General features: G+C 60.1%; 18 protein-coding genes. 5 read left to right on the top strand and 13 right to left on the bottom strand.

Features of this window, described 5'->3' with window-relative positions:
- Positions 1–13 precede the first annotated feature (13 nt).
- Complete coding sequence (locus tag ACSYDV_RS07500; protein WP_438323167.1) at positions 14–472, top strand: MaoC/PaaZ C-terminal domain-containing protein; 459 nt, start codon at positions 14–16, stop codon at positions 470–472.
- 52 nt (positions 473–524) lie between these two features.
- Positions 525–731: a hypothetical protein gene (locus ACSYDV_RS07495; protein ID WP_438323166.1), complete on the top strand. Its 207-nt coding sequence runs from the start codon at positions 525–527 to the stop codon at positions 729–731.
- A gap of 36 nt (positions 732–767) precedes the next feature.
- Here ACSYDV_RS07495 and ACSYDV_RS07490 read toward each other — a convergent pair whose 3' ends face one another.
- Complete coding sequence (locus ACSYDV_RS07490) at positions 768–1097, bottom strand: SMR family transporter (protein ID WP_438323165.1); 330 nt, start codon at positions 1095–1097, stop codon at positions 768–770.
- A 146-nt stretch (positions 1098–1243) separates the two neighbouring features.
- Between ACSYDV_RS07490 and galE the strand changes: the two genes are divergently transcribed.
- Positions 1244–2263, top strand: coding sequence for a UDP-glucose 4-epimerase GalE (gene galE, locus ACSYDV_RS07485; RefSeq protein WP_438323164.1), 1020 nt, complete (start codon positions 1244–1246; stop codon positions 2261–2263).
- A gap of 23 nt (positions 2264–2286) precedes the next feature.
- On the opposite strand, the gene ACSYDV_RS07480 is transcribed toward galE, so the two are convergent.
- The 7 genes from ACSYDV_RS07480 to ACSYDV_RS07450 form a co-directional block, all read right to left on the bottom strand.
- Positions 2287–2859: a TMEM165/GDT1 family protein gene (locus ACSYDV_RS07480; protein ID WP_438323163.1), complete on the bottom strand. Its 573-nt coding sequence runs from the start codon at positions 2857–2859 to the stop codon at positions 2287–2289.
- A gap of 175 nt (positions 2860–3034) precedes the next feature.
- On the bottom strand, positions 3035–3256 hold the full coding sequence (locus ACSYDV_RS07475) for a hypothetical protein (RefSeq protein ID WP_438323162.1): 222 nt from the start codon (positions 3254–3256) through the stop codon (positions 3035–3037).
- The gene (locus ACSYDV_RS07470; protein WP_438323161.1) at positions 3256–7482 is read right to left on the bottom strand and encodes a translocation/assembly module TamB domain-containing protein; all 4227 of its coding nucleotides are present in this window, start codon (positions 7480–7482) and stop codon (positions 3256–3258) included. The genes ACSYDV_RS07475 and ACSYDV_RS07470 overlap by 1 nt, the downstream gene beginning before the upstream one ends.
- The gene (locus ACSYDV_RS07465; protein ID WP_438323160.1) at positions 7482–9767 is read right to left on the bottom strand and encodes an autotransporter assembly complex protein TamA; all 2286 of its coding nucleotides are present in this window, start codon (positions 9765–9767) and stop codon (positions 7482–7484) included. Before ACSYDV_RS07465 ends, ACSYDV_RS07470 begins: the two co-directional genes overlap by 1 nt.
- A gap of 197 nt (positions 9768–9964) precedes the next feature.
- Positions 9965–11428, bottom strand: coding sequence for a protein adenylyltransferase SelO (locus ACSYDV_RS07460; protein WP_438323159.1), 1464 nt, complete (start codon positions 11426–11428; stop codon positions 9965–9967).
- Positions 11429–11698: 270 nt separating this feature from the next.
- Positions 11699–12997, bottom strand: a complete 1299-nt coding sequence (locus tag ACSYDV_RS07455) for a hypothetical protein (RefSeq protein WP_438323158.1) — start codon at positions 12995–12997, stop codon at positions 11699–11701.
- A 413-nt stretch (positions 12998–13410) separates the two neighbouring features.
- A complete protein-coding gene (locus tag ACSYDV_RS07450; protein ID WP_438323157.1) occupies positions 13411–14889 on the bottom strand; it encodes a hypothetical protein in 1479 nt (492 codons plus the stop codon).
- 238 nt (positions 14890–15127) lie between these two features.
- Between ACSYDV_RS07450 and ACSYDV_RS07445 the strand changes: the two genes are divergently transcribed.
- Positions 15128–17077: a polysaccharide biosynthesis protein gene (locus tag ACSYDV_RS07445; protein ID WP_438323156.1), complete on the top strand. Its 1950-nt coding sequence runs from the start codon at positions 15128–15130 to the stop codon at positions 17075–17077.
- A 46-nt stretch (positions 17078–17123) separates the two neighbouring features.
- Positions 17124–18302, top strand: a complete 1179-nt coding sequence (locus ACSYDV_RS07440) for a sugar transferase (protein WP_438323155.1) — start codon at positions 17124–17126, stop codon at positions 18300–18302.
- Positions 18303–18317: 15 nt separating this feature from the next.
- Here ACSYDV_RS07440 and ACSYDV_RS07435 read toward each other — a convergent pair whose 3' ends face one another.
- From ACSYDV_RS07435 to hisH, 5 genes are read right to left on the bottom strand one after another with little or no spacing between them, the layout of a single operon-like run.
- Complete coding sequence (locus tag ACSYDV_RS07435) at positions 18318–19493, bottom strand: glycosyltransferase family 4 protein (RefSeq protein WP_438323154.1); 1176 nt, start codon at positions 19491–19493, stop codon at positions 18318–18320.
- Entirely contained in the window at positions 19490–21148 is a 1659-nt protein-coding gene (locus ACSYDV_RS07430) for a heparinase II/III family protein (protein WP_438323153.1), read from the bottom strand. The genes ACSYDV_RS07435 and ACSYDV_RS07430 overlap by 4 nt, the downstream gene beginning before the upstream one ends.
- 49 nt (positions 21149–21197) lie before the next feature.
- Positions 21198–23333: a bi-domain-containing oxidoreductase gene (locus ACSYDV_RS07425; RefSeq protein ID WP_438323152.1), complete on the bottom strand. Its 2136-nt coding sequence runs from the start codon at positions 23331–23333 to the stop codon at positions 21198–21200.
- Between the two features lie 48 nt (positions 23334–23381).
- Entirely contained in the window at positions 23382–24122 is a 741-nt protein-coding gene (locus tag ACSYDV_RS07420; protein WP_438323151.1) for an AglZ/HisF2 family acetamidino modification protein, read from the bottom strand.
- A complete protein-coding gene (hisH, locus tag ACSYDV_RS07415; RefSeq protein WP_438323150.1) occupies positions 24122–24739 on the bottom strand; it encodes an imidazole glycerol phosphate synthase subunit HisH in 618 nt (205 codons plus the stop codon). The genes ACSYDV_RS07420 and hisH overlap by 1 nt, the downstream gene beginning before the upstream one ends.
- Positions 24740–24744 lie beyond the last annotated feature (5 nt).

Genomic DNA, 24744 nt, shown 5'->3' with positions numbered 1-24744 from the left:
ACAGGAAGACGGTATGGAAAATCGCTCGCTCTATCTGGAGGACCTCCATGTCGGCGACGTGTGGACGGGCGGCCCGATCCTGGTGAGCGAGGAAGCGATCATCAAATTTGCCGCGGAGTTCGACCCGCAGCCCATGCATGTCGACCCCGTCTCCTCTGCCGAAGGACGCTTTGGCGGGATCATCGCGAGCGGCTGGCACGTTGCCTCGCTGGTCATGCGCGATTTCGTCGAGAAGCAGCCGTTCGGCGCCACCCCGCTGCTCGGGCTGCGGGTCGATGCGCTCCAATGGCTGACTGCCGTGCGTCCCGGCGATACGCTGAACATCCACCGCGAAATCATGGCGGTAACCCGGTCGCGGTCGAAACCCGATCGCGGGACGATCGAAATGAAGATGACCGTCACCAACCAGCGCGGCGAAGTCGCGATGAGCTTTCTTAACCTGATTCAGATGCCAGCCACAGCGCCTGCATAATCTGTCGCCTTCGGGGTGGACGAATCGGCGGCTCCATCGCTACCGACGCGCGATGAGTATCACTGCCACGATCATGAACACCGCCACGGGTCAGCCCATCCAGAAATTGAGCTTTCAGCGCATGCCGAAACCCTGGGTGACCTTCCATCTCGAAAGCGGCGAACAGGTCACCGCCGAACGCATCGACATCGGCAAGCCCGCGCCCGGCAAATTTGCCACGCCGGTCTTTATCTGGGTGACGCCCAAATCGAACGGCTGATGCAGGACAACGGCCTCGTGAACGGGGCCGTACCGATCAATGTACCATCGCTTTTGAAAACAGGTTCATCACCGCGACACCCGCAACGATGAGCCCGATGCCGGCGATCGCCGGCGCGTCGAGCTTTTGGCCCTGGAACAGCCAGGCGACCGTAACGATCAGAACGACCCCGACCCCCGACCAGATCGCATAGGCGATTCCGGTCGGGATGGTCCGAAGCGTGAGCGACAGAAAATAAAAGGCGATGCCATAGCCGACGACGGTCACGACCGACGGCCACAATCTGGTGAAACCCTCCGACCATTTGAGGCAGGAGGTCGCGACGACCTCCGCGACTATCGCCAGTGCGAGATAGGCATAGTTCATTCACGCGGTCTGCCACCGCATTGACCGCACCGCAACGTCCGTCGGCCTCATTCGGGGACGCCGTCCACTATTTCGATACAAGTTCTGCGCTAAGGAAGCGCGGCGGACGGTCGTTCGCAGCTATCAACCACGAACTGGCGGAAAAGATGAAAATTCTCCTGACGGGCGGAACGGGATATATCGGCAGCCACACGGCCGTCGCACTGGCTGCACTGGGTCATGACCTTGTCTGTTTCGACAATCTGTCGAACAGCTCGGCCGACGTGATTGAACGCGTGGAAAGCATCAGCGGCGCGTCTTTCCCGCTGGTCGTCGGCGACATCCGCGACGGCGACAGCCTCCGCCGCGCCATGACCGATCATGGTGTCGAGGCGGTCGTCCATTTCGCCGGATTGAAGGCGGTCGGCGAATCGGTCTCCGATCCCGTCCGCTATTATGACAATAATGTTGTCGGGACGCTGGCGCTGGTCAGGGCGATGGCTGATTGCAACGTCAAGACGCTGGTCTTTTCGTCCAGCGCCACCGTTTATGGCCAGCCGCAATATCTGCCGCTCGACGAAAATCATCCGACCTCGGCGACCAACCCCTATGGCCGGACAAAGCTGATGATCGAAGAGATGCTGACCGACATCGCCGCCGCCGACCCCGCATGGCGTATCGGCATCCTGCGCTATTTCAACCCCGTCGGCGCGCATGACAGCGGGATGATCGGCGAGGATCCAAACGGCATTCCCAACAATCTGATGCCCTATATCAGCCGGGTCGCCGGCGGGCGCCTGCCCGAACTGGCGGTGTTCGGCGCCGATTATGACACGCCCGACGGCACGGGGGTTCGCGATTATGTCCACATTCTCGACCTCGCGGCGGGGCATGCCGCCGCGCTCGACGGCCTCGCAAAACTCGACCGTCCGCTGTCGATCTGGAACTTGGGCACCGGTCAGGGCTATTCAGTCCTCGACATGGTCACCGCATTCGAACGGGTGAACGCGGTGAAGGTCCCCTATCAGCTCGCGCCGCGCCGCGCCGGCGACGTCGCGAGCTGCTTTGCCAGCCCGGACAGAGCGAAGGCCGAACTGGCGTGGGAGGCCAGCCGCGGGCTCGACGCGATGTGCGCATCGAGCTGGAACTTCGAACGGGCCCGCGCGATGCGCAACACCAAGGCATAGCGCCGCCCGTTCGCAGGGTCGGCTTAGCCCAACCAGCCCGCCGTCTGCGCCAGCACCCACAGGCCGATCACCAGAAACAGTCCCGCCGCGACCATGCGGACCTTGGCGAGATCGACGCGCTTCAGCAATTCATGGCCAAGGAAGATTGCCGGAACATTGGCGATCATCATGCCCAGCGTCGTCCCGGTCGTGACCGCAATGACGTTGTGATATTGGGCGCCAAGCGCGATCGTCGCGATCTGCGTCTTGTCGCCCATTTCGACGAGGAAGAAGGCCACCAGCGTCGTCAGAAAAGCGCCGAACCGCGGCTTGGGCGCATCATCATCGTCGAACTTGTCGGGGATCAGCGTCCACGCAGCCATTGCGATGAACGAAGCGCCGATCGCATAACGGAAGATCGGGCTGTCGAGGAACGCTGCGGCCTGCGCGCCGAGTAGTGCCGCGAGCGCATGATTGGCCAGCGTCGCGAACAATATGCCGAGGATGATCGGCACCGGCCGGTTGAACCGCGTCGCGAGCAGTATCGCGAGCAACTGGGTCTTGTCGCCGATTTCGGCAAGGGCGACGACCGCAGTCGACGTAAATATGGCTTCCATGAACATACTCCAGGGCCGGGCGGCGGCGAATTCCAACGGTCATCGCTACCCGCCGCCCGGCCTGGACGAAAGGTGCGATGCCATTGGTCTCGCCCAAGCGGTTTCCCGCTTCCACCGCACCACGGCCTCTCGACCGAGTATGTTGACACGATGGCCCGTCGCGAACGACGGCTGGCTACTCCCCAGATGACGTGGGCGGGTTAGACGGCTTGGCCGCCGGTTGCAAGTCTTCCGATGCCACCGCGGCTTTATCGGATTTCGCTATATCGGCGTCCATCGCCTTCGCCCGCGCCTCGATCTCCCTGGCGGTCTGGTCGTAACGCTCCTCAAAGTCGGGCTCCTTACCGCATGCTGCGAGCAGCATGAGCGGAAGGATGAGCATGGCGGCGCAGCGCATCAATAATCCTTGCGATAGCGAACGCTGACGTTCGTCTGTCCCGAACCCCCCGCCTGGCTGAGTATCGACAGCGCCCGCGTCAGGCTGATTTCCAGCTGGGTCGCGGTATAGCCCTTCCCGTCGGTAATGATCTCCAGATAAATATCCTTGGAGATATATTGCCCCGCCGCGATCGCCGTACCGCGGCCTTCGGTGTCGTCGGCACCCAGGATACGCAGGCGGTCGATTCCAGCCGCCGATTGCAAGGCGCCGAGCGGGCTCAATCCGCCGCCGCCGCGGAGCGCATTGAGCGACGCGGCCAGCTGCACCGCCTGGATCGGCGACAATTCGGTGATCGAATCGCCGAACAGGATGCGCGAGACGATCTCGTCCTGCGGCAAGCCCGGCACGCTCGAGAAGGTAATCTGCGGGTTCTGCGCGCGGCCGGAAACATTGACGTTCACGGTGACGGTTTCGATCGTGTCCGACGCGAGCAACCGGATGGCCGGATCATAGGCGTCGCCGGTGGGGAAATTGATCCGTCCCTCCTCCAACTCGGAGGACCGGCCAGCAAAATCCAGCGTCCCGCGTACCAGTTCGATATCGCCGGTAACGCGCGGCGCCTCGGTCGTGCCCTGCAGCTTGATATCCGCCTGCCATTCGGATTCCAGCCCCATGCCCGAAACATAAATCTGGTCCCCTGCGCGCAGACGGATGTCCAGCCGGATCAGGTCGAACAGGCTGCCCCCGACCGCGGCGAGGCCATCGCCGGTAACGCGTGTCCGACCCGCGGGCGGCTTGCGCCGAACCCCCGACAGTGCAGGAACTTTCGCCTCCGTGGAGCGAACGAAGCGATAGCGTGTTTCGGGAAGCCGCAGATCGCCCGACAGCAACGCCGCCTGCCCCGCCACCTTCTCCAGCGTCAAATTGCCGGTCGCGCGCGCCGCGATATTTTCACTCCGCGCCAGCCGCGCATTGTCGAGCGTCGCGGCGATGTTCATCGGATAGCCCTGATCCGACGCCAGGCTGATATAGCCCTTCGCCTTGATGCTGCCGTCGCCCGCAGTCGCGGATAAATCGTCAATCTCCAGCCGGTTGCCATCGAAACGGCCGTTGACGGTCATCTTGGTCAGCCGCGTGCCATAGGCCTGATTGTCATAAGTCATGTCCTTCCCGCGCACGACCCCTTGCAGGCAGGGGTTGGACAGCCGGCAACTGAAATCGGCAGCGACGGCGACAGGGCCCGTCACATGCTGGCCGGCGGGTCCGAAGAAGGAATAGAGCGTGTCGGCGGGTCCATTGTAGCGAATCCCGCCGCCGAGTGGCGCCGCCTGCAAACGCGTCGTCCAGTCGCCAGCACCGGCATCGAGCGGACGCAGCGACGCCTGCATTCGGCCGATAACAGTGCCGCGCCGCCGCATTACCGCGCGCGCTTCACCGCCGTCACTGAGCAGCTTTCCGACGAAATTGACATCGACCGGCTGGCTCACCGATGCTGCGGTGGTGCGGGTGAAATCGGTGACGGTCAGCCGCGCATCGGCGCGCGGAAAGGCGTCGCTGTTTGCCTGTTCGAAATCGAGGCTGCCCGTCGCGCGGCCACCGAGGCCCATGTCGGGATATATGGCGTTGAGAATCGCCATATTGACGCGCTCAAGCCGACTCTGAAGCATGATCCCGCCATCGCCATAACGCCCCGCGATACGCGCATTGCTGCCCCGCCCCAGATTGACCGCAGTCGGCAAAAGCTCATAGCCATCCTTGCCCGGTATGATCCGTGCAGGCGAGGTTGTGCGGAAATTGATCCCGGTTGCGCGCCCCTGAACCGAGGCGCGCCACAATTCGGGTTTGAGATCTGCATTGAGCGCGACGCGGAAGGGAACTCCGCTCGTCCCCTCGACCAGCGCCTGCGCTTTGCCGCTACCATCGCGATAGTCGACCTTCACGCGGCCGACCGCGATATCAAAGTTGCGGATGCGGGTGTCCGCGATCTGGATATCGGCAACGACATGGGGGGTATCATAAAGGGTGACATCGGCATCGACGACGGCGGCGCCCAATGAGAGCTGTGCCGCGCCGGGAAGCACAACATTGTTGGCGCGAACATTGATCGCCGCCGCCTGATATTGTCCCGCAGCGCTCAACCGCACGAGGCCGCCGAGCCCCTGCCCAGAAGCGTTGAGTTGGCCGATGAAGGGACCTGCATCGCTCCGCACAAGCCGCCCGTTGAAACCGATCCCCGACAGGTCGCCGCGCTCGATATCGATCGTCATGGGGCCGGAGGCCATCAGCAGCACGACATCTGCGGACAGCGGACCATAATCGGTCTCGCCGGTCGCCGCGAGGCGGTAGCCGTTCGGCGCGCCGGTGATCCGCGCCACCAGATTGGCAAGCCCGATGCCGAGCCCCGGGCGCGCCGCGGTGACCGTCGCGCGCGGATCGGTGATCGTGCCTGCCAGTTCGACGCCCACCGGGCCATAGTCGGTCGAATGCGCGCGGGCACTCAACTGGACCCGCCCGTCGGGGTTATAACTGCCCTGCCCGCTGGTGACGCGCAGCAAGGGTGCCGTCACCCTGAGATTGCTGAAGCGGATGATGCCATCGGTGCCGTATCGCACGTCGCTGGACGCCACCGCATTGCCGCCCAGAAAATCGCGCACGCCCGAATTGAACAATTTCGTCGAACGCGCGCGCACCCGGCCCGCAATCGCGAAACCTCCGCGCGGCGCGGTTTCCAGCTTCATATCGGTATTAATGTCAAAAATGCCGACGCTTTCGATGCGATAATCGTTGATCCGCCCGTCGATCGCTCCGGTATAGAAACCGCGGTTCATGTCGGCGATCAGGATCGCCTTCGCATCGATCCGTGGGGAGCGCAGGCGCATATTGTCGCTAAGGAGACGGCCGTTTGCGTAGGCAAGGTCGCCGTCGAGCCGTACTGCGGTCAGGGTTCCGCCCGCGACCGTATCGAGCCCCCGAATCCGTGCCACGCGGCCCGCAACGGGAATGAGAATCTTGTCGGGATCGACGCGGGCGTTGCCCGCGAGGCTGATCGTCTCGACGACGATGTCGTTGACCGCGAGCATATTGGCATTGGCGGTATATTGGACCGTCGGGAGCGCGAATGCACCGTCGAGCCGGGCCGTTGCACGAACGCCGTTGGCGCGCACCGCCGGAGCGACATCCGACGGACGGAGCAGATTGAAGGCGAGCCGGAGCTCTTCGTAACGGCTGGCGCCCAAATCGACCCCGCCGCTGATCCCGAAAAGGAACGCATTGGACGAAACCCGGCCATCGAGCGCAGCCTTGCGCTGGTCGAGCTTTGCCGTGAGATCGACATCGGTCTGCGGGCCGAGCAGCCCGGCGATCGGGCCGGTGAAAAAGCGCGACGCCTGTGTCGTCCCCTTGGCCGCAAAAGTGCCATCGCGCCCGGTCAGCGCCAGGCGAGCCAGCGGCGCCGCGCCGAGATCGGCGATCAGATTGCCGTTCCAGACCTTCCAGTCGCCGCGCCCGTCGAGCTTGGCCGTCAGCGGCTCCGTGAACCCGCCCATCGCCGCGAGCACGCCGCCCTGCGGCGCGCTGACGTCGAGCGTCACCGCGAAGCGATTGGCTTCGGGTAACGCATCGAGCAGCAGCGCGAGTTTGTCGCCCTTTGCCCCGGCGCCGATGGTCTCGGCGTTGGCGGTCACCTGCGCGCGGCGATCGGCGATCGCGATCTTGCCGTTCAGGCGCGCTTCCTGGCGTTCGCCAGCGACCGCAGGCCCGAAAATCAGGCGATCGACACGTAAGGTACGAACGTCGATGTCGATGTCGGGAAGCAGCGGTTCGCCGGTATCAGGGACCGCCTTGAATTCGGGAATCCGCTGCATCGTCACCGTCTGTGCAGTCGCCGAGCGGACATCGATATGGTTCGACAAATAGGCGAAGGGACGCCAGTCGACCCGCACCTCGGGCGATGCGACGAACACGCCCTTGGTATCGGATAGCGTCAGATTGCGCACGACCATCGCGCCGAACAGTGATCCGTCGAGCCGACCGATGCCGATCTTCATCCCGTTTTCGAATTCATATTTTTCGATCTGGGTGACGACGAACCGGCGCCCGGCATCGCTGTTGAGCCCGACGAGGAACAGCGCGACCAGCAGGACAAGGCCCAGCAGCGCGATACCGATCCCGCGCAGGATTCTCCATGACCAGGAAAGCTTCGGCGCTTTTTCGCTTTGGGCGATCACGGGCGCATCTTCGGCCATCAGAAAGCCTGACCGATCGAGACGTAGACGCTGATCCGCGACTCACCCGGCTGGCGGTCGATCGGCGTCGCAAGGTCGAGCCGCATCGGGCCGAAGTTGGTATAGAAACGCCCGCCGATTCCCGCACCGAAACGCATATTCGAGAAAGTGGGGGTCGAACCGCGATAGACCTGCCCCGCATCGACAAAGCCGACGATACCGAAATTGCCGAAGCGATAGCGCGCCTCGACCGCCGCCTCGTTGACGCTGCGCCCACCGATGGGGTCGAGATTGGGATCCTTGGGTCCGAGCTGCTGATAGCCGAAGCCGCGCACCGACCCGCCGCCGCCGGCATAAAAACGCCGCGACGGCGCCAGCCGTTCGCGCGCCGCGCCGAAAATCGAACCGACGCGAACGCGGCCGGCAAGGACGACGCTGTCGGTCACCGGATAATAGCCGCTGACGTCAAGCCGCCCGCGGGCATAGGGCGAAAAGCGCCCTGCCATCGACCCTTCGGGCTGCACCAGCGCGGTCACCCGGAACCCCTTGGTCGGGTCGAGCAGGCTGTTGGTGCGGTCGATCCCGAGCTGTCCGGTCAGCCCGAGGATGGTATAGAAATCGCGGTTGCGCGCGCCCTGATCGAAATCATAATCATCCTCACTGGTCGCGATCAGTTCGACGCCATAGGCATAGGTCAGCTTTTTTTGCCAGATCGGGGTCGAATCGTAGCTGACCCGCGCACCGACGCGTCCGGTGAAAGCCTCAAACGCGTTATAATTGCTGCGCGTCAGGTCAGCGACCAGTTCGAAGGTGCGGTCGCGGCGGCCGGCGTTCGAGCGGCGCAGGGTCGCACTCAGCCCCTGCTCCTTCGTTCCGATCAGGCCGCGTCCGATCAACGCGCCTTCGGGCGGCAGGAAATTACGGTGGGTCCAGCTGCCCTCGAGCCGGATCCCCTCGCCTGTGCCATAGCCCGCGCTCGCCGCGATCGTCCGCGGCGGACCGGCCTGTTGGGTGACCAGCATGTTCACATATTGGGTGTCATCGCCCGCGCTTTCGCCCGTTGGCTGTGCTTCGGCGGAAACCGTCGCGAACAGCCCCGTCGCGACGAGCGCCTGGCGCAGGTCGTCGACCTTTCGGCTGTCGTACAGATCGCCGCGCTTGAAACGCGCCAGCACGCCGACATGTTCGGCGTCGAAGGCAAGCTTTCCTGTCGTCTCGATACCACCAAAACGAGCGCGGGTCCCGATATCGACCGGCAATGTATAGACGCCGTCGCCGGTCGCGCCGTCGAGCAGGATGTCGCGTTGCCCAACCTTGGCGAAGGGATAGCCCTCCTCGGGCAGCTTCAGCGCAAGCGCGGCTTCGGCGCCCTGAACGCGCTCCGCAACGATCGGCTCGCCAATGCTCAAAGGGAAATTATCGGCGATCAGCGTCGGCGGAACCGTCGGCTTTGCGTCGATGACGATGTCGGAAAATGTATAGCGAACGCCCGGCGTGACATCGATAACCGCGGTGAGCGACTGTCCGCGTTCGCCGTCCGCGCGCGGTTCACGATCGATCCGCGTTTCGACCTGGGCGTCATAATAGCCCTCCGACGCGAGGATGCGCTGCATCAAGTCACCGTCGGCGGCCAGTCGGGCGCGGACCATCGCCGCATTGTCGGCCTTGCCGTCGCCGTCATAGAGCGCCGACAAATCGCCGAACAGGTCGGCGAGATTGGCGTCGGTGCTGTCATCGGGCCCCGCGAGACCGTTGACCTTGACCAGATATGGGACGCTGCGGTTCGCGTCGTCGTCCTCGGCCTCGGCAAATTGCACCGGCTCCACATCGAAACTGTCGAGCGGCGGCAGCGGCGCGGCGAGCTCGGTGTCGGTGATCGGTGCATCGCCAATCGCCTCAACCGCGTCGCCGTCGGCGAGCGCCGGGATCGGTACGCCGTCGATCGTGGGCGGCTGGGTTTCGGCGACAGCTTCTGCCGTGCCTGCTGCGGCCGCTCCGGCTGCCTTCCCGGCTTCCGCCGCATGGCGCTTTTCGAAATCGGCGATCGATTCGAGCGGACGGTCGAGTTCCGCGTCATCCTCGGCCCGGATCGACGGGATCGCCTTGCGGAACTCCTCATCCTCAATGATCGGCGCGACTTCGGGAAGCTGCGCATCGGGCGGTGGCGGAGTGGGCGCCGCAATATCGTCAGGCACCGGCTGTTCGATCGTCGGAACGACCCGGGGCGGCTCGACCTGCTGCGCCGTAGCGGCGCTTGCCCAGCCGAGGCAGACAAGCGACGTCGACACGATCAACAGGCGGGGCATGCCGCCGGATCGGCCGGAATTTGTTTCACAAGAAAATTCAGGATTTTGCATCTGTTCACAGCCGATGCCCGCTTTTGGCTTGGACCGCGCGGCGGCGCAACCCGCTAAAATCATCCCAGCTTTCTTATGCGCCCGCATGATCCCCCACGATCTTCCCATCCGTTTCCGGCCATCGCCTATCAACGAGCCCGAAAGGGTCAGGTTCCACAAAAGGTCTTATACGGCCCAAAATCCTCAGGCGCCGGCGTAGCATATTCGTCCCATGCGGGGTTGGCGACGAAGGGATGGCGGACGACCTCCAGCAGCTCCAGCCACGGTGCCATATCACCCTGCTCCGCCGCCTCCAGCACCGCTTCAACCCTATGATTGCGCGGGATATAGAGCGGATTGACGGCGTCCATCGCATCGGCGCGCTCACGCGGATGGACGTCCGTTCGCTCAATCTTCGCCCACCAGTCGGCGATCCATGAAGCCATCGCGTCGGGCGACGGAAGCAGGCGTTCGAGCATTGAAGCATCGCCGCGCAGCAGCACGGCCAGCGCGCGAAAGAAAGAGGTGAAGTCGACGCGATGCCGCTCGAGCTCACCGAACAGATTATCGATCAGTTCAGCGTCATCGTCGCCCGCTACGGCGAATCCCAGTTTCGCACGCATCCGCTCGAGCCAGATCGCGCGAAACCGGCCGGGGATCGCCTCGACAAGCGCCTTCGCCTCCTCGACTCCGGCCGGATCCACCGCATGGATCGCCGGCAGCAGAGCCTCGGCAAAACGCGCCATATTCCAGTGCAATATCTGCGGCTGGCGGCCGTAGGCATAGCGACCATTGGCATCGATCGAGCTGAACACCGTATCGACCGCGAAGCGGTCCATGAAGGCGCAGGGGCCATAGTCGATCGTCTCGCCGCTGATCGCGACATTGTCGGTGTTCATCACACCATGGATGAAGCCCACACCCAGCCAGTGCGCGACCAGTTCGCATTGCAGGCCGATGACACGGTCGAGCAACGCAAGATGCGGGTTCGGCGCCCTGGCCAGATCGGGGAAATGCCGGTGGATGCTGTAATCCGACAGCCGGATGACATGATCGGCGCCAAAATGCGCGGCGAAAAACTGGAAGGTGCCAACGCGAATATGGCTGCTGGCAACGCGGGTCAGCACCGCCCCGGGATGCGCGCGCTCGCGCTGCACGCGGTCCCCGGTCGCCACCGCTGCGAGCGATCTGGTGGTCGGTACGCCCATCGCCGCCATCGCTTCGGATACGAGGAATTCGCGCAGAACCGGGCCGATTGCGGCCTTACCGTCGCCGTTGCGAGAAAAGGGTGTCGGCCCCGATCCCTTGAGTTGCAGATCAAAGCGTGCGCCGTCGGGAGCGACGATTTCGCCGAGAAGCAGTGCGCGGCCGTCACCAAGCTGCGGCGAAAAATGCCCGAACTGGTGCCCGGCGTAAGCAAGAGCGATCGGGTTGGCGCCGTCTGGCAATTCCTTACCCGAAAAGAGAGCCGCTAGCTGTGCCTCGCTCGCACCCAAGGTCTCGACGCCCAACTGCTCGACAAGCGCTTGGTTAAAGATCAGCAGTTTAGGCGCCGAGGGCTTTACCGCCTCGGCCGGGGCATAAAAGCCCTCCATACAATCATGGAAACTGTTATCAAAAGCGAAATCCATTAGCCGCTATGTCGAGCGTTGACCCTATAAATACAAGCACCCAATCACAAAACCCTGCCTGCTCCGGCTTCGCTTCATTCGTAGAAAACCCGCAGACGCCGCAGAGAGATGTTTTCAGGCCGCGGCGGCCTTGGGCTTGAGATTTGCGGGTTGCACGCCGCGCGATGACGCGCTGCTGCAGTACGCAATTTCGCCAGGCAGGAAAGTCCTGCCCAACGAAATTACGACACTGCACCTATCTACCTTATGGCGACAGGTGAGTTTAACGACTTACCAAGGCTGACCGGCGCTGTGGTCGAATAGCACGGACCAAGTGGTAATTCCGTTGGCCGTCGCCGCGATCAGCACGTCTCCATCGTCGCCTTTGGCAGTGCTGCCGTCGCTCATCCAGACAATGCAGTTTCCTTCCGCCGGGGCGTCTGGATCCGCGCTACGCTCAAGCAACCGGATGCGGTCGTGGAAGTAGCGGTCGCCAACGTTGATCTGGTTGTTGCCGCCTGCCGTATCAGCGTGAGCCCCGGAACCGATCACGATATTAGCTGAACCGGTGGTCACATTGTCGCCAGCCTGTGATCCAAGAAACACGTTCGTGGTACCGGTCGAAAGCGTGTAGCCTGCACGATAGCCGATGATCGTATTGTCGTCCGCGCCAGTAGCCGGCCGTGCGAACGCGTCCGCGCCGAGGATGACGCTGCGGCTGATAATAAAATTGGGGTCCGCCTCAAGCCCACGAGCCGCAGCAAAGCCAGCAAACAAATTGTCTGCACCGTCAGTCTGGCGATAGCCCGCACCAAGGCCCAAGCCAGTATTCCGATCGCCCTGATTTCCATCAAGGCAGTGTGAACCGATGGCAGTATTAAAGCTTCCGGCAACGTTCGCGACCAATGCCTCTGCGCCTAGACCCGTATTATACTCCCCGGTAGTTGTGTGGAGCAGCGCGTTATTACCGATCGCGGTGCCATGGCCAGTGGTCATGGCGTAGGCTGCGCTATAACCGACCGCCGTACTAGCGAAGGTGCCGGTCGAGGAAAAGAGCGCGTAGCCGCCAACAGCCACCAGATTCGCCGAGTTCTGATTTTTCTGCATCGCGCCGATCCCGAGCGCCACGTTATTTTGACCCGTGGTCGTCCCGCCGGTGCCGTACCCGAAGAACGTGTTCCCGTTTCCGGTGGTCAAAAGCGATCCTGCCCCGTTACCAAGAAGAGCATTGTAATTGCCGGTAGTCAGCTTGAACCCCGCGCCTGAACCGACGACTGTGTTTCCTTCCGAAATGGTCATTGACGCGCCAGCTTCGTCGCCGATCAAAACGTTAAAGAATCCAGTAGTGAGCGAACTGCCCGCACGATAGCCAAGGCCCAAATTACGGTCACCGGTAGCCGCGTACAAAGCCTGCGAGCCGATAGCGATATTTCGATTGCCTGTCACATTGACGCGAAGAGCACCACTGCCAACGGCCACATTGTTCGTCGCAGTCGTTCCATCGGCCAAAGCTTGATAGCCTACAGCCGTATTATTGGTTCCAGTAGTCAGAGATGCGCCAGCCTGGGGGCCTAGAACTACGTTTGTCATATCTTCCATTCCTTTAGCGTTTTAGCCTCATTATTGATCCCCGTGAGTGCTGAAGATATCAGCAACAGGGCCAAGGTGCGCAAGCCAGCCTCGAATGCGGGCTTGATGGCGATGGGATGGTTGTGTGGCCATTGAGGGCTTCTGATTCGCCGTTCCCGAAACCGGAATGGCATCGCTCAATAATGTAGGACAGCCTTATGCGATCCTATATTGCATCTACGTTTATGGTATGGCCTGTGACACAATAGAGCATTCTCATCGGTGATCGGACGAGGCCCGCAGCCCGTTAATTTTCGCCGCAAGATGCGCCGAATATTCTGACGACAGACAATCGGGAACCACGCCCCTTCATTTGGAAGGCCGATCCCAAGCATCTCATGTCGGCCGTCAGACGCGATGCCCAAACATTGGAATCAATCCGCTAGATGCAGCCCAGAAACGCTCGCATCGGCGTTGACACGAACATCAAGATTTCGTGGAACGGGTCGCCCACTGTAGTTTACTTTGACGGGCAGTTCGCGCCCGCGACTGAGATGTGCGCGCCGGGCTTGAACCCGCAGGAATTGCGTCGGATCTTCCGATGCGAACAACGATTCACTCAAACCTACATCGACATCTTCGATAATTATCGTTGCAGGACCGTGCGTGCCCAATGCGCCCGGCAGGAAGAATGACCGCGAAACGCCATCATCTATTATGTGTGAAAACAGATATCTTCGGGGACTGGTATCGCCGACAACATTATACTGCAAACCGACCAACGCGCCTTTAGGGCGACCGGTTGTGTCGTGAATTCGAATGTTGCGGACCTCGCCCACGGCAAAGGGGAATCCCTTTGCGCGAGCGGTACCACTACTCATGGAAATGGAAGTCGTCGGCAAATCATGCGCGCGTCCGGCGTAGCTTATCTCGATATCAGCAATCAGACCGTCACCATGCTGATGATTGATATCGACCGAGCCGTAATAGCGCGAAGAGATCGATCGAAAGATTTTCAGTTCCCGCGTGACTCCTCCGCCACCAGGTGCAAATACCTTTACGGATCGACCAGCAGCTTCACGTATCGTTCCGCGCTGAATGACGGGCCGTGTCCCGCCCTCTTCAGCGGCCTGGAAAACGAGTACTCCGTCCATGTCGACGCGCTCGGGCGACAATGGACTATCCTCACTATCGATACGACACACCTCGAAATCCTCTATAGTCACATGACGCGCACTACTTGTGGATTGAAGGTTGCCGGTTACGCCAATGCCCAGCGAACCCTTCGATCCCGGAATACCGGAACCCGCCGCCCGCGTCACATCCTTCACCGAAACGTCGCTCAAATGAAGCCGGTCAAAGCCACCCGAAAACAGCATGCCAGAGGCGCCATAGGAATTGGCCGGCGTTCCATCCAGACCACTAGTGCCATTAACAATTTTTGCGTTCCGGCATGCTAGCCCCCTGACCCGAAAGTCACGACGCAGTTCGCCCGAGACATTCTCAAATCTAGCAAAAAAAGGCATCGCGACGCGATTTGTACCGTCGATCGTCAAATTGCCCTCGATACGGAATGGAGTTTCGCCTTCCGAGTAAATGCAAAGCGCCCAATGATGGCGCGGCCCCACATACCGCAGCAGCCGCGGCCCATCGGTGATCAGATGATAGGACAAACCGCGCCGTGCGATCATAGTGATCGGCAAGGAAATGTCGAAATCCCGATCAAGCAGGAGCGTTCCGCCCACCAATTCCCATTGCGCCACGGCCGCAGACAGATCGAGAAATTCCGAGGCAGTGACCGGAGCAGCAGCGCTGCGCGCTGCCTGAGCGCGTGCTGCAACCGGAAGACCTGCGAGCCCTATTCCGGCAACGACGGCACGCCGACTCCAGCTCCGTTTTTCCTTATCGTGCAATTTTTGCCTCATATTTGTGCAATAGGACCATCGAACCTAACACATATCGAATAGCCTGCGCCAAACGAAACTAGCCGGATTGGTTGAGCTTCCTGTCATTTCCTGCCATGTACCCAGCGCAAGGCAAGATGGGCGGTTTGGTCGAAATAGTAATTTTCGAGCAACCCGATTCGCGTTGGCGCGTCTCATTCCATGCCTTTGACGATGTGACGGGGCCGTGAGAAACGACAGGCAGTACATGCTATTCGAAGACTATGGGGACTGGCGCAGTTTTCCGATTCAAACCCTGCGCTTCTTGGTGCAGCGCACACGCGACGAGCGGCGGCTCTTGGCCGCGGCCATGGATGGCGTGCTTTGCGTCCTCGCGGTTTGGATCGCCTACTCTCTGCGACTGGGAACATGGGATCTTTTTTCACGACCAGTGATCAGCTTCGCCGCCGTCGCGCTTATTTTCTGGTACCCTATCGCCTGGTCGATGGGCGTCTATCGGTCATTGATCCGTTTTTCTGGCGCGCGCACGATTGCGGGGCTTGGCGCCGCCTGCGCGGCCCTGATGGTACCACTCGTAATCGCGTTTGTTTTTTACCGTATTCCGGCGGTTCCGCGCACGTTGACCATTCTTCACCCGATCATTTTCCTGATGCTCCTCGCCTCGAGTCGCATTATCATCCGCTTTGCCCTTCTCGACCTGCTCAATCTCATCTCGACCGATGCCCGGCGCGTACTCGTCTATGGTGCGGGTCGAGCCGGCCAGCAACTGGCGCTGTCGCTTCGTCATGAGAGGCAGGTTTATCTCGTCGGCTTCATCGACGATGACGCCCGCCTCGATGGTCAACGGCTCGATGGAATTCCGGTGTTCGGTTCGAAAAAACTACACCAACTGCTCGAAACGACCGACATCGACGAGGTGCTGCTTGCCCTTCCAAGCGCATCGCGCATGCGACGCCGCGAAATTATCGCAACACTTCAGGAAGCCAACGTATACGTACGATCTCTGCCCAGCCTGACTCACATCATCGAGGGCTCGATTACCGTAAACGATCTTCGGGAAATCCAGATCGAAGAATTGCTGGGACGCGAGGCCGTCGCGCCGAACGAGGTGCTGCTGTCCAAGACGATCTTTGGTAAGACCGTACTTGTTTCGGGCGCGGGCGGATCCATCGGAGGCGAACTGTGCCGGCAGATACTTCAATGCCGCCCGGCAAGGCTTGTCCTGCTCGAGCAATCGGAATTTGCGCTTTATGCGATCGAGCAGGAACTCTCCGCGATCGTCCTGGAGCTCGGAACGAATACGCCGCTGATTCTCGAACTCGGCAACGTTTCCGATCGCGCGACGATGATGCGGGTTTACGGTCGCCATCGACCGGACACAGTGTTTCATGCCGCCGCTTACAAACATGTCCCCCTTGTCGAAAGCAACCCGGTCGCCGGTATGCGAAACAATGTCATGGGCACTCTTTACAGCGCGGAAGCTGCGGAGGCTCACGAGGTCGCCAACTTTACTCTGATCAGCACTGACAAGGCGGTGCGCCCTACCAACGTCATGGGCGCATCGAAACGCGTATGTGAACTGATTTTGCAGGCACGCGCGGAGCGGACAAAGGCGTCGACTATTTTCAGCATGGTGCGCTTCGGCAATGTATTGGGGTCGAGTGGCTCGGTCGTCCCACGCTTCAAAGCCCAGATTGCTTCCGGCGGCCCGGTCACGATCACCCATCAGGATATCACCCGTTATTTTATGACAATTCCAGAAGCCTCACAACTGGTCATTCAGGCGACGGCGATGGCGCGCGGGGGCGAAGTATTCGTACTAGACATGGGGCAACCGGTTAAAATAATCGACCTCGCACGCAGCATGATCCGCCTTTCGGGCCTGAGTGTCCGCGACACAGATCATCCAGATGGCGATATCGAGATCATCGAAACCGGATTACGCCCAGGCGAGAAGCTCTATGAGGAGTTATTGATCGGCGACAATCCGGAGTCGACCAACCACCCTCGCATCCTGCGAGCCCGCGAGGGTTGCTGGCCCAGCGACATGCTCGAACGTGAAATGGCGGCGCTGGATACTGCGCTCCACAACGGGGACACCCAAATCGTGATCGAGATATTGTGCCGCCTCGTTCCGGAATATACCCGAGATTTGACATGGACAGGGCAAGTTGCAGACAACAAGGCTGGCGGCTGAATGGGCTCATCGTTGACCGTGGCTGATCGAAAGCTATAGGCGCCAGATGATCACAACAACTATCGTGGGCGTCACTGGTGCAACGGGAAAAATCGGCAGAGCGCTAGTTCCCCGACTGCGTCAATTGGGATACCGGACGCTGGCCTTTTCGAGAGCCGGCAACACCGAAGGTTGGGATGATGATGAGCTAGATTACAGCAGTCTCGATACAAAGCTCGCTCGATGCGACGTTGTTGTTCATCTTGCCACACTCAACAATGACGCCAGGAAGCAGGATATCGTGGCATTCAGGGCGGCCAACGTGGCATTCGCAAGCCATCTGGCATCGACGGCCGCTAGGTCCGGTGTCCGAAAATTTGTCAATCTTTCGACCATCCACGCGCTATACCCGGAGAAGACAGATCCATATAGCGTCAGCAAGCGCGAGGCAGTCGATGCCCTGAGGCAAGTTGACGGCTTATGCGTTTCCAACATTTACGCCTCGCGCGTTTTCGCGCTTAACACTACACCCTCTGGTATCGCGGCCCTTTTCTGGCATGTCGCACCGGCGCTGCAACCTTGTGTCAGTTTCGATCAGCTTGTCGACGACCTCGTTGCAGAAATTGAAAGTAGCGCAGCCACGGATAGGATTTCGTCCCATTCTGCCAGAACCCACACCCTCTACCGATGGGCCAAGCGCGCGATTGACCTCGCTTTTGCCCTGTCGGTAACGTTGCTGTTCTGGTGGCTACTCGCGTTGGTTTGGTTTGCAGTAAAACTCACGTCGGCAGGCCCGGGCATCTTTGCTCAAACGCGGGTCGGCAAGGACGGCGCCCACTTCACTTGTTACAAATTTCGTACGATGAGCGCGGATACCAAGTCGGTCGCCACACATGAGGTCGCTGCATCAAGCGTTACTCCGCTCGGAAAATTTCTGCGAGCGTCCAAATTTGATGAGCTACCCCAGATCGTCAATCTCCTGCGGAACGAAATGACATTGATCGGCCCACGCCCCTGCCTGCCTCAACAGGAAGAGCTGATCCACGAACGCTCGGATCGAGGCGTCTATGCGATAGCGCCAGGAATTAGCGGTTTTGCTCAGGTGAACGGAATCGATATGTCAAATCCCGTTAGATTGGCGCAGCAGGACGCCATCTACCTCAATACCCAATCGCTAATCGGCGACATCAAGCTGTTGCTGCGCACGCTCGTCGGCGGCGGCAGCGGCGACAAGGTTCGCGACTGAACTTGCGGCGAGTATTCAGTCTCGAAGCGACAGAACGTCCGCCGCCATTTCTTTCATGATCGTACTCCGGCTAAATCGCTGAACAAATGTTCGGCGATCATAACTTATCGGCGCATTTATGCTCTGGTGTACGCAATTGACCAAGCCCTCGACGTCGCAGGGCCGAAATACCGCCGCCCCATCAATATTGCCGGAAATAAATTGCGCGCCATAGCCCGCGATCCCGGCCAGAATCGGTTTGCCCGTCGCGGCATATTCGAACACCTTGGACGGGATGACCTTTTCAAAAGCAGGATAATCATTGAGGTGGAGAAGCAATAGGTCAGCCGCAATATAATAGTCGGCCAACCGAGACCTCGGCACCGGATCGACCATCTCGACATTGACCACCCCGGCATCGTGCAACGCCATTTCCAGCTGTCGCCGACGCCCGCCCGCGCCTACGATAGTGAAGCGCGCTTCTGTCTCGAGCTTCTTAGCTGCCACAGGAAGAATTTTGTGCAGCCCCTGCCCTTCCCCGATATTCCCTGCAAAGACGATATTTAGAGGGCGGCTTTGCGACGTTCCAGAAGCCGATAGAGGTTCGAGCCATTCGGGGTCGATGCCGTTGGTGAACGTCCGGAATAGCTTGCCCGGTGCCATCTCCTCAAAGACACCCAGAAAACCCGGTGACACAAGATTGACCGCATCCGCGCGGCGAATGGTCGCTTTTTCAAGAAAGGAAATCAACGGCATAGCAAGACGCCCCATCCCTACGCCAAATATGTCACCGATTGTGTCGGAAAATATATCCCGGATATCAAGATACAGCTTCGCCCGATATCGGGTCGCGAGGACCGCGGCGAGCGACGCAGTGAACAGGCGCGATGAGGTGCCGATAACGAGGTCAGGGCGGCTGGCACGGGCTAGCCCCAATGCCTGCCAGGAAAAATGAGCGAACGCCTTCGCCTGATCGACCATCCCGCTGTCATGCTGGGGAAGTTGAACCCGCCTGATGGTCACCGGTCCGTATATTTCGGTATCGGGCGCTTCGACGGATGCCTGCTTATACCGGTTCGGACTGGTGGTGATGACCGTGATCCGATCTTCGGGGCGCAATTGCTCCGACAATGCCTCGACCAGCGCCGCAGCACGAAAAGAGCCGGCGCTCAAGTCTGGCGGATAGTAAAATGTCAGGAAGGTAATGTTCATGCGGCAATCCAGCTTATGCGCAACCGATGCTCGTCAACATCTCCACTGTCAAAGCCGATCACGATCGCCTGGCTCGGCTCCGAAGCGCCAAAGCGAGGGTGGTGCGTGTCCGCTTCAACGCGAAGCGCGAGACCCGACAGGCTGCTCATTTCAGCGATCAAAACTCCGTTTACACTGCAGTGAATTTCCACATGCGAGGCGTCTTTCGCGCACGCACGCAATCCGACACCAAGATGAAAATAAAGCTTCGCCTGATGCGACCCCTGCCCGGAAATGCGATCCACAATGTCAAGATACGATGCACCGAGCGACCATGTGCGCTGATGCATAGGGCCTCCTGAAAGGTGGCGGTAACCGTCATGTTCTGCCTGCAGAAGCACCACGTCACCGATATCCAGCGCGACATTTTGCGGATAGGCGCGGCGTCCGACGCGAAAGCTCGACCAGACCTCCGAAGAGTTCTCGCCGTCGAGTACAAGCGTCGAATGCGCAATCGTTCCCCGTTGGCGAAGTCGTTCCGCTCCAGACTCGTATAGCGATGTACCGCCGTTCACGACGAGACGCCGCCCCGCAAGCGACATTTCAAAGCTCAACGTATCGGCATGAGCATGCCCGGGCAGGTAATCCGGCCCGACGCAGCCCACGTCGGCGATCACCACTGCCTCATGGCGTTGCAGTCGCACATAGCCCGAAGCTGCCCGCAAATGAGACGAAGGCGCCCCCTCGGGCGCCGGACGGCCCAATCGGAGCGCATAGTTGGCCAAATCAGCAAGCGTCGGCGCAATGTCGAACGCCGCATCATTGAAAAAGGAAATCTCGCCGTCAGGATGGACCATTGCATGCGCCCACGCGAACATAGGCGTTAACCGTTCGTCGATCGCATCGACAATCGCACCGACATCGCTGCCTCGGCCCGCCCGCGCAGCGCTTTCAACGATGTTGATGATGTCCAGCACGTCCTCCAGAAAGAGAAGATGGTACATCGGACTGAGTTCAAAATGCGCCCCATCGGTCAGGCATTGTTCTGGCAATTCGCGCAACAAAATCGATCGCGCCATTTTCCGCCACGCGGCGGCTTCCTCGCCGCTGAATATTAGCCCGGCAAAAAGCAGTGCTTTGGCGTTGGCGAACAAATGATTGCCCAGGATATGCCATTCTATCCGGCTTGCCAACCAGCGAGCCTGCAACGCGAGGCTGTCCAATGCGGCCTTGTCCAGCGCATTTTCACGCAATTGCCACTTGATCCAGTTCACAATCCGAAGCGACGTAGGATAAGGTTCCCACCCGGTTCCGGCCGTCGGTGGATTGGAAGCAATCCACCGGTCAATGAGGGCACGATGCCACTCGACCCGATCGCGAGCTCCAACCGCGTTCAAATCATCGAAATAATGGAGATTGTATCGCCATAATTTGCTAAAATCGGAAGGATCCCAGTCATCGCCAATCGGCCCTTCGCGGTTCAGGAAACGTGCGCGGCCGGGGGCAATCAGCGACGATATCCGCGTTGCGGGCACCGCGAACGTCGCAATCGGCGTGTCAGGCCGCGAAAGGTCCCCAATCCGTAACGATTTCCGCGGCAATAGTTGAAGCAGCCGATACCAGATTTGGGTTACGCGCAGATGGCGGACGGTTCGGAACAGCCGACCAATATTCACTGAAAGACCCCCTGAATCAAGCTACTATCCGCCGATGGCGATCCATATTCTATGGTTGTAACCGAATCTTCTCGACGGCCTCAATCGACGCTTCGACCACCTCGAACAGCTGCTCGTTCGGGATAGGGCTTTCACGTCCCTCGGATATAGCCGAAAGGAAAGCGCGCGCGCAATCGACCTGCCCCTTGTCCTGGCGCCATAGTTTTTCCTTTCGGAAACCTGGCCAGCTAAAGCCGCGCAACGCAACGAAATTGTCGAGTTGAAGAGTCCGCCCTCCAGCAAACACCTCAATGCGTTCTTTGGGAAAACTACTGCCGCCATTCGCAAGATAATGAACCGTGCCAAAGGAACCGTCAGCAAAACCGACGGTTATCACGGCCTTGTCCTCGGTCAGCGGCTGAGACGCATTTCTTCCCATACTCCGCGCCTCGATCGAGACGATCGGCGAACCGGCAAGGAAGCGCATCAGGTCGATGTGATGGCACCCCTCTCCGATGATGCGTCCCCCGCCCAGAACGGGGTCCTGCGTCCAATGACTAGCAGGAATGACACCTGCGTTCATGACCATGACAAAAGCCTTCGGCTCCGCCACGCGATCCACGAGTGTCTTCATTTTCAAGACCAGTGGCGAGAAACGACGGTTGAAGCCCACCATCAGCTTAGCGCCCGATGTCGCATGTGCCGCAGTAATCCCGGCGAGTTCATCACGCGTCAGACACAACGGCTTTTCAACGAAAACATGCTTTCCGGCATTCAGGGCGGCAATGGTTAAACGCGCGTGACTGTCGTGGCGCGTAGCTATCACGACCGTGTTGATCGCCGGGTCGGCGAGCAGTTCGTCGTTGTTGGATGATGCGTGGTGGAAGCCCGCGCTCTTGCCGTGAAGAACACCGCTTGTCCCGCCTGCGGATGCAATAGTATGAAGTGTCGCACCGGCCTTGCGAAACGCCGGAATCAAAACGCGCGAGGCATAATTTCCCGCACCGATGAAACCCACAATGGGTGTCGCGGCGTCCGGCACGCGCGCGCCGATAGCCGGCACAAGGTCGACCCTCGTCCGGTGCCGCGGCTCAACGTCATGCGCGTAGTCGAGCACAATGCCCAACGCGCCCTTGTCCCTCGTCAGAAGCTTGTAGGCCTCAGGGGCTTCGGTGAAAGCAACGCGGTGCGACACCAGCCCTTCGATCGTCAGAGGGCCCAATGCCATCATGTCGAGGATGGCTACAAAGTTCCGCTGTTCAGTCCAGCGGACGAATCCCAATGGATAGTCCTGCCCGCGCTCCTCATAGGCAGGATCATAGCGTCCGGGGCCATAGGAGCAACTGACCTGGAAGGTCAGTTCCTTCTCGTAGAAATCGGCTCGGTTGAGTTCCAGCCCCGTCACACCAATCAGGATGATGCGACCGCGCTTCCGGCTCATTTGCGCCGCCTGCGTTACCGGGTCGTTGGATTTGGTCGATGCGGTGATAATGACCGCATCGACACCTTGTCCGCCACTAAAGGCCATGCCGGCCGCCACCGGGTCTTCACCCGCGCCTGGATTACAAGTTTCAGCGCCGAAGCGGCGAGCAAGCGCCAGCTTCTCTGCATCGAAATCGATCGCCAGCACGCGACAGCCATGCGCGCGAAGCAATTGTACTGTCAGCAGGCCAATCAACCCGACCCCCGTAACGACAACGGCTTCGCCAAGCGTCGGTTGTGCGAGGCGGATACCCTGCAGGCCGATACTCGCAACGACGGTGAAGCAGGCAGCCTCGTCGCTGACGCCGTCGGGCACTTTGGCGCACAGGTTTTGCGGTACACTGACCACATCGGCGTGCGGTCCGTTCGATACGACCCGGTCGCCAACTGTAAAGCCATCGACCCCGGCACCCACCGCGCGCACGACCCCGACATTGCTGTACCCGAGCGGAATCGGGTGCCCCAATTTTGAGCGAACGGCGTCGATCGTCGTCAGAAGACCGTCCGTTTTCACCTTGGACAGGACCTGCGCCACTTTTTCAGGCTGCGCGCGTGCCTTCGCAATCATTCCGGCCTTGCCGAAATCGACAAGCATGCGTTCGGTTCCGGTCGAGATCAGCGTCTTTGTTGTATCGATCAGAAGCTGGCCCGGCCGCACTTGCGGTACCGGGGCCGTAACGAGGATGGTTTCGCCGCCACCGAGATCCTGAAGGATTTGCTGCATTTCAATGGTCTGCCTTGAATTGGGATGAATTTCGCGCTTCGCCGTAGATCAGGGGCGCGCATAGGAAATCAGGACGGCGCGGTACACGCCGTTGAAGACGAACATACTGCCAGCCGCAGCGCCGCAAGTCCCGATCGCGTCGATAAGTTCGCGCAAATGCCCGACGTTTCCTGCGCCGCCAAGCATCGTCGCAGGGATGTCAACGGCGGCGCGGACTGACCGTGCGAGGTCGAGATCATAGCCCTGCATCATGCCATCGCGATCAATATGATTAACGACGACTTCACCCGCGCCCTGATCCTCAACGAGCGGCAGGAAGTCCGCGAGCTTCATCTTCGCAGCTCGTTTGCCATTATGCGTGAAGATACCAAGTCGGCCCAGAAGGCCGGCTTTTTTTACATCGAGTGTCACCACTACACTTTGCCGCCCGACCGCGTCGGCGAGTTCGCGGATCAGCGCGGGACGTTCCAGCGCAGCGGCACTGATCGAGACCTTTTCAAACCCCAATTTGATCAATTGGACGGCATCAGCTGCGCTACGAACACCGCCACCATAACAAAGTGGCATCCGGCTCTCGACGGCGATGCTCCGTAGATGATCGAAATCGGGCCCACGCCCCTGAACAGTCGCGTCAATGTCGTAAATAGACAGTTCGTCGACCTCTTTTTCATTATAGATTTTGACCGCATTTATTGGGTCGCCTAAATATTTGGGGTCAGCAAACTGCCGTGTCTTCACGAGGCCACTGTCTTGCATCAGCAGGCAGGGAATAATGCGCGAGCGCAACATTATACGGCTTCCGCAAAATTAACGAAAACCCGCGTCCCGTTCGAATGGCTTTTTTCCGGGTGGAACTGCATTCCAAAAACATTGTCGCGTTCAATCGCGCATGGAAGATCGACGCCGTAGGAAACATGCGCCCGGATATGCGCGGGATCGGCGGCGTCAAAATAATAGCTGTGGAGAAAGTAAAAGCCGCGCTCTTCATCGACACCATCGAACAGCTTCGCGCAGGGCGCGATCGCGACATTGTTCCAGCCCATATGCGGCAACTTGGGCTTCGCGTCGATCCGGCCCGCATCGATCTTGCGAACACGACCCGGAATCCAGCCTAAGCCGGGCAAGCTGCCTTCGTCACTGCCATCGGCGAGAAGATGCATGCCAACACATATGCCGAGGACCTTCTTGCCTTTGCCCAGCACTTCCTCGCCCAGCGCATCGACGATGCCCGAACGCTGTAAAATGTCCATGGTCGGGTCGAACGCGCCAACGCCCGGCAGGATGAAGCGATCGGCGTCCGCGAGTGTCGCCGGATCGCTCGTCAGCACATGCGGGATCTTGCGCTGACGCAAAATGTTCATGATGGCCCCGACGTTGCCCGAGCCATAGTCGATAATCGCAATCATGCTCG

It is taken from the genome of Sphingopyxis selenitireducens (assembly GCF_051550705.1).
Lineage (GTDB): Bacteria > Pseudomonadota > Alphaproteobacteria > Sphingomonadales > Sphingomonadaceae > Sphingopyxis.
This window is presented reverse-complemented; position numbering and strand designations above follow the sequence as displayed.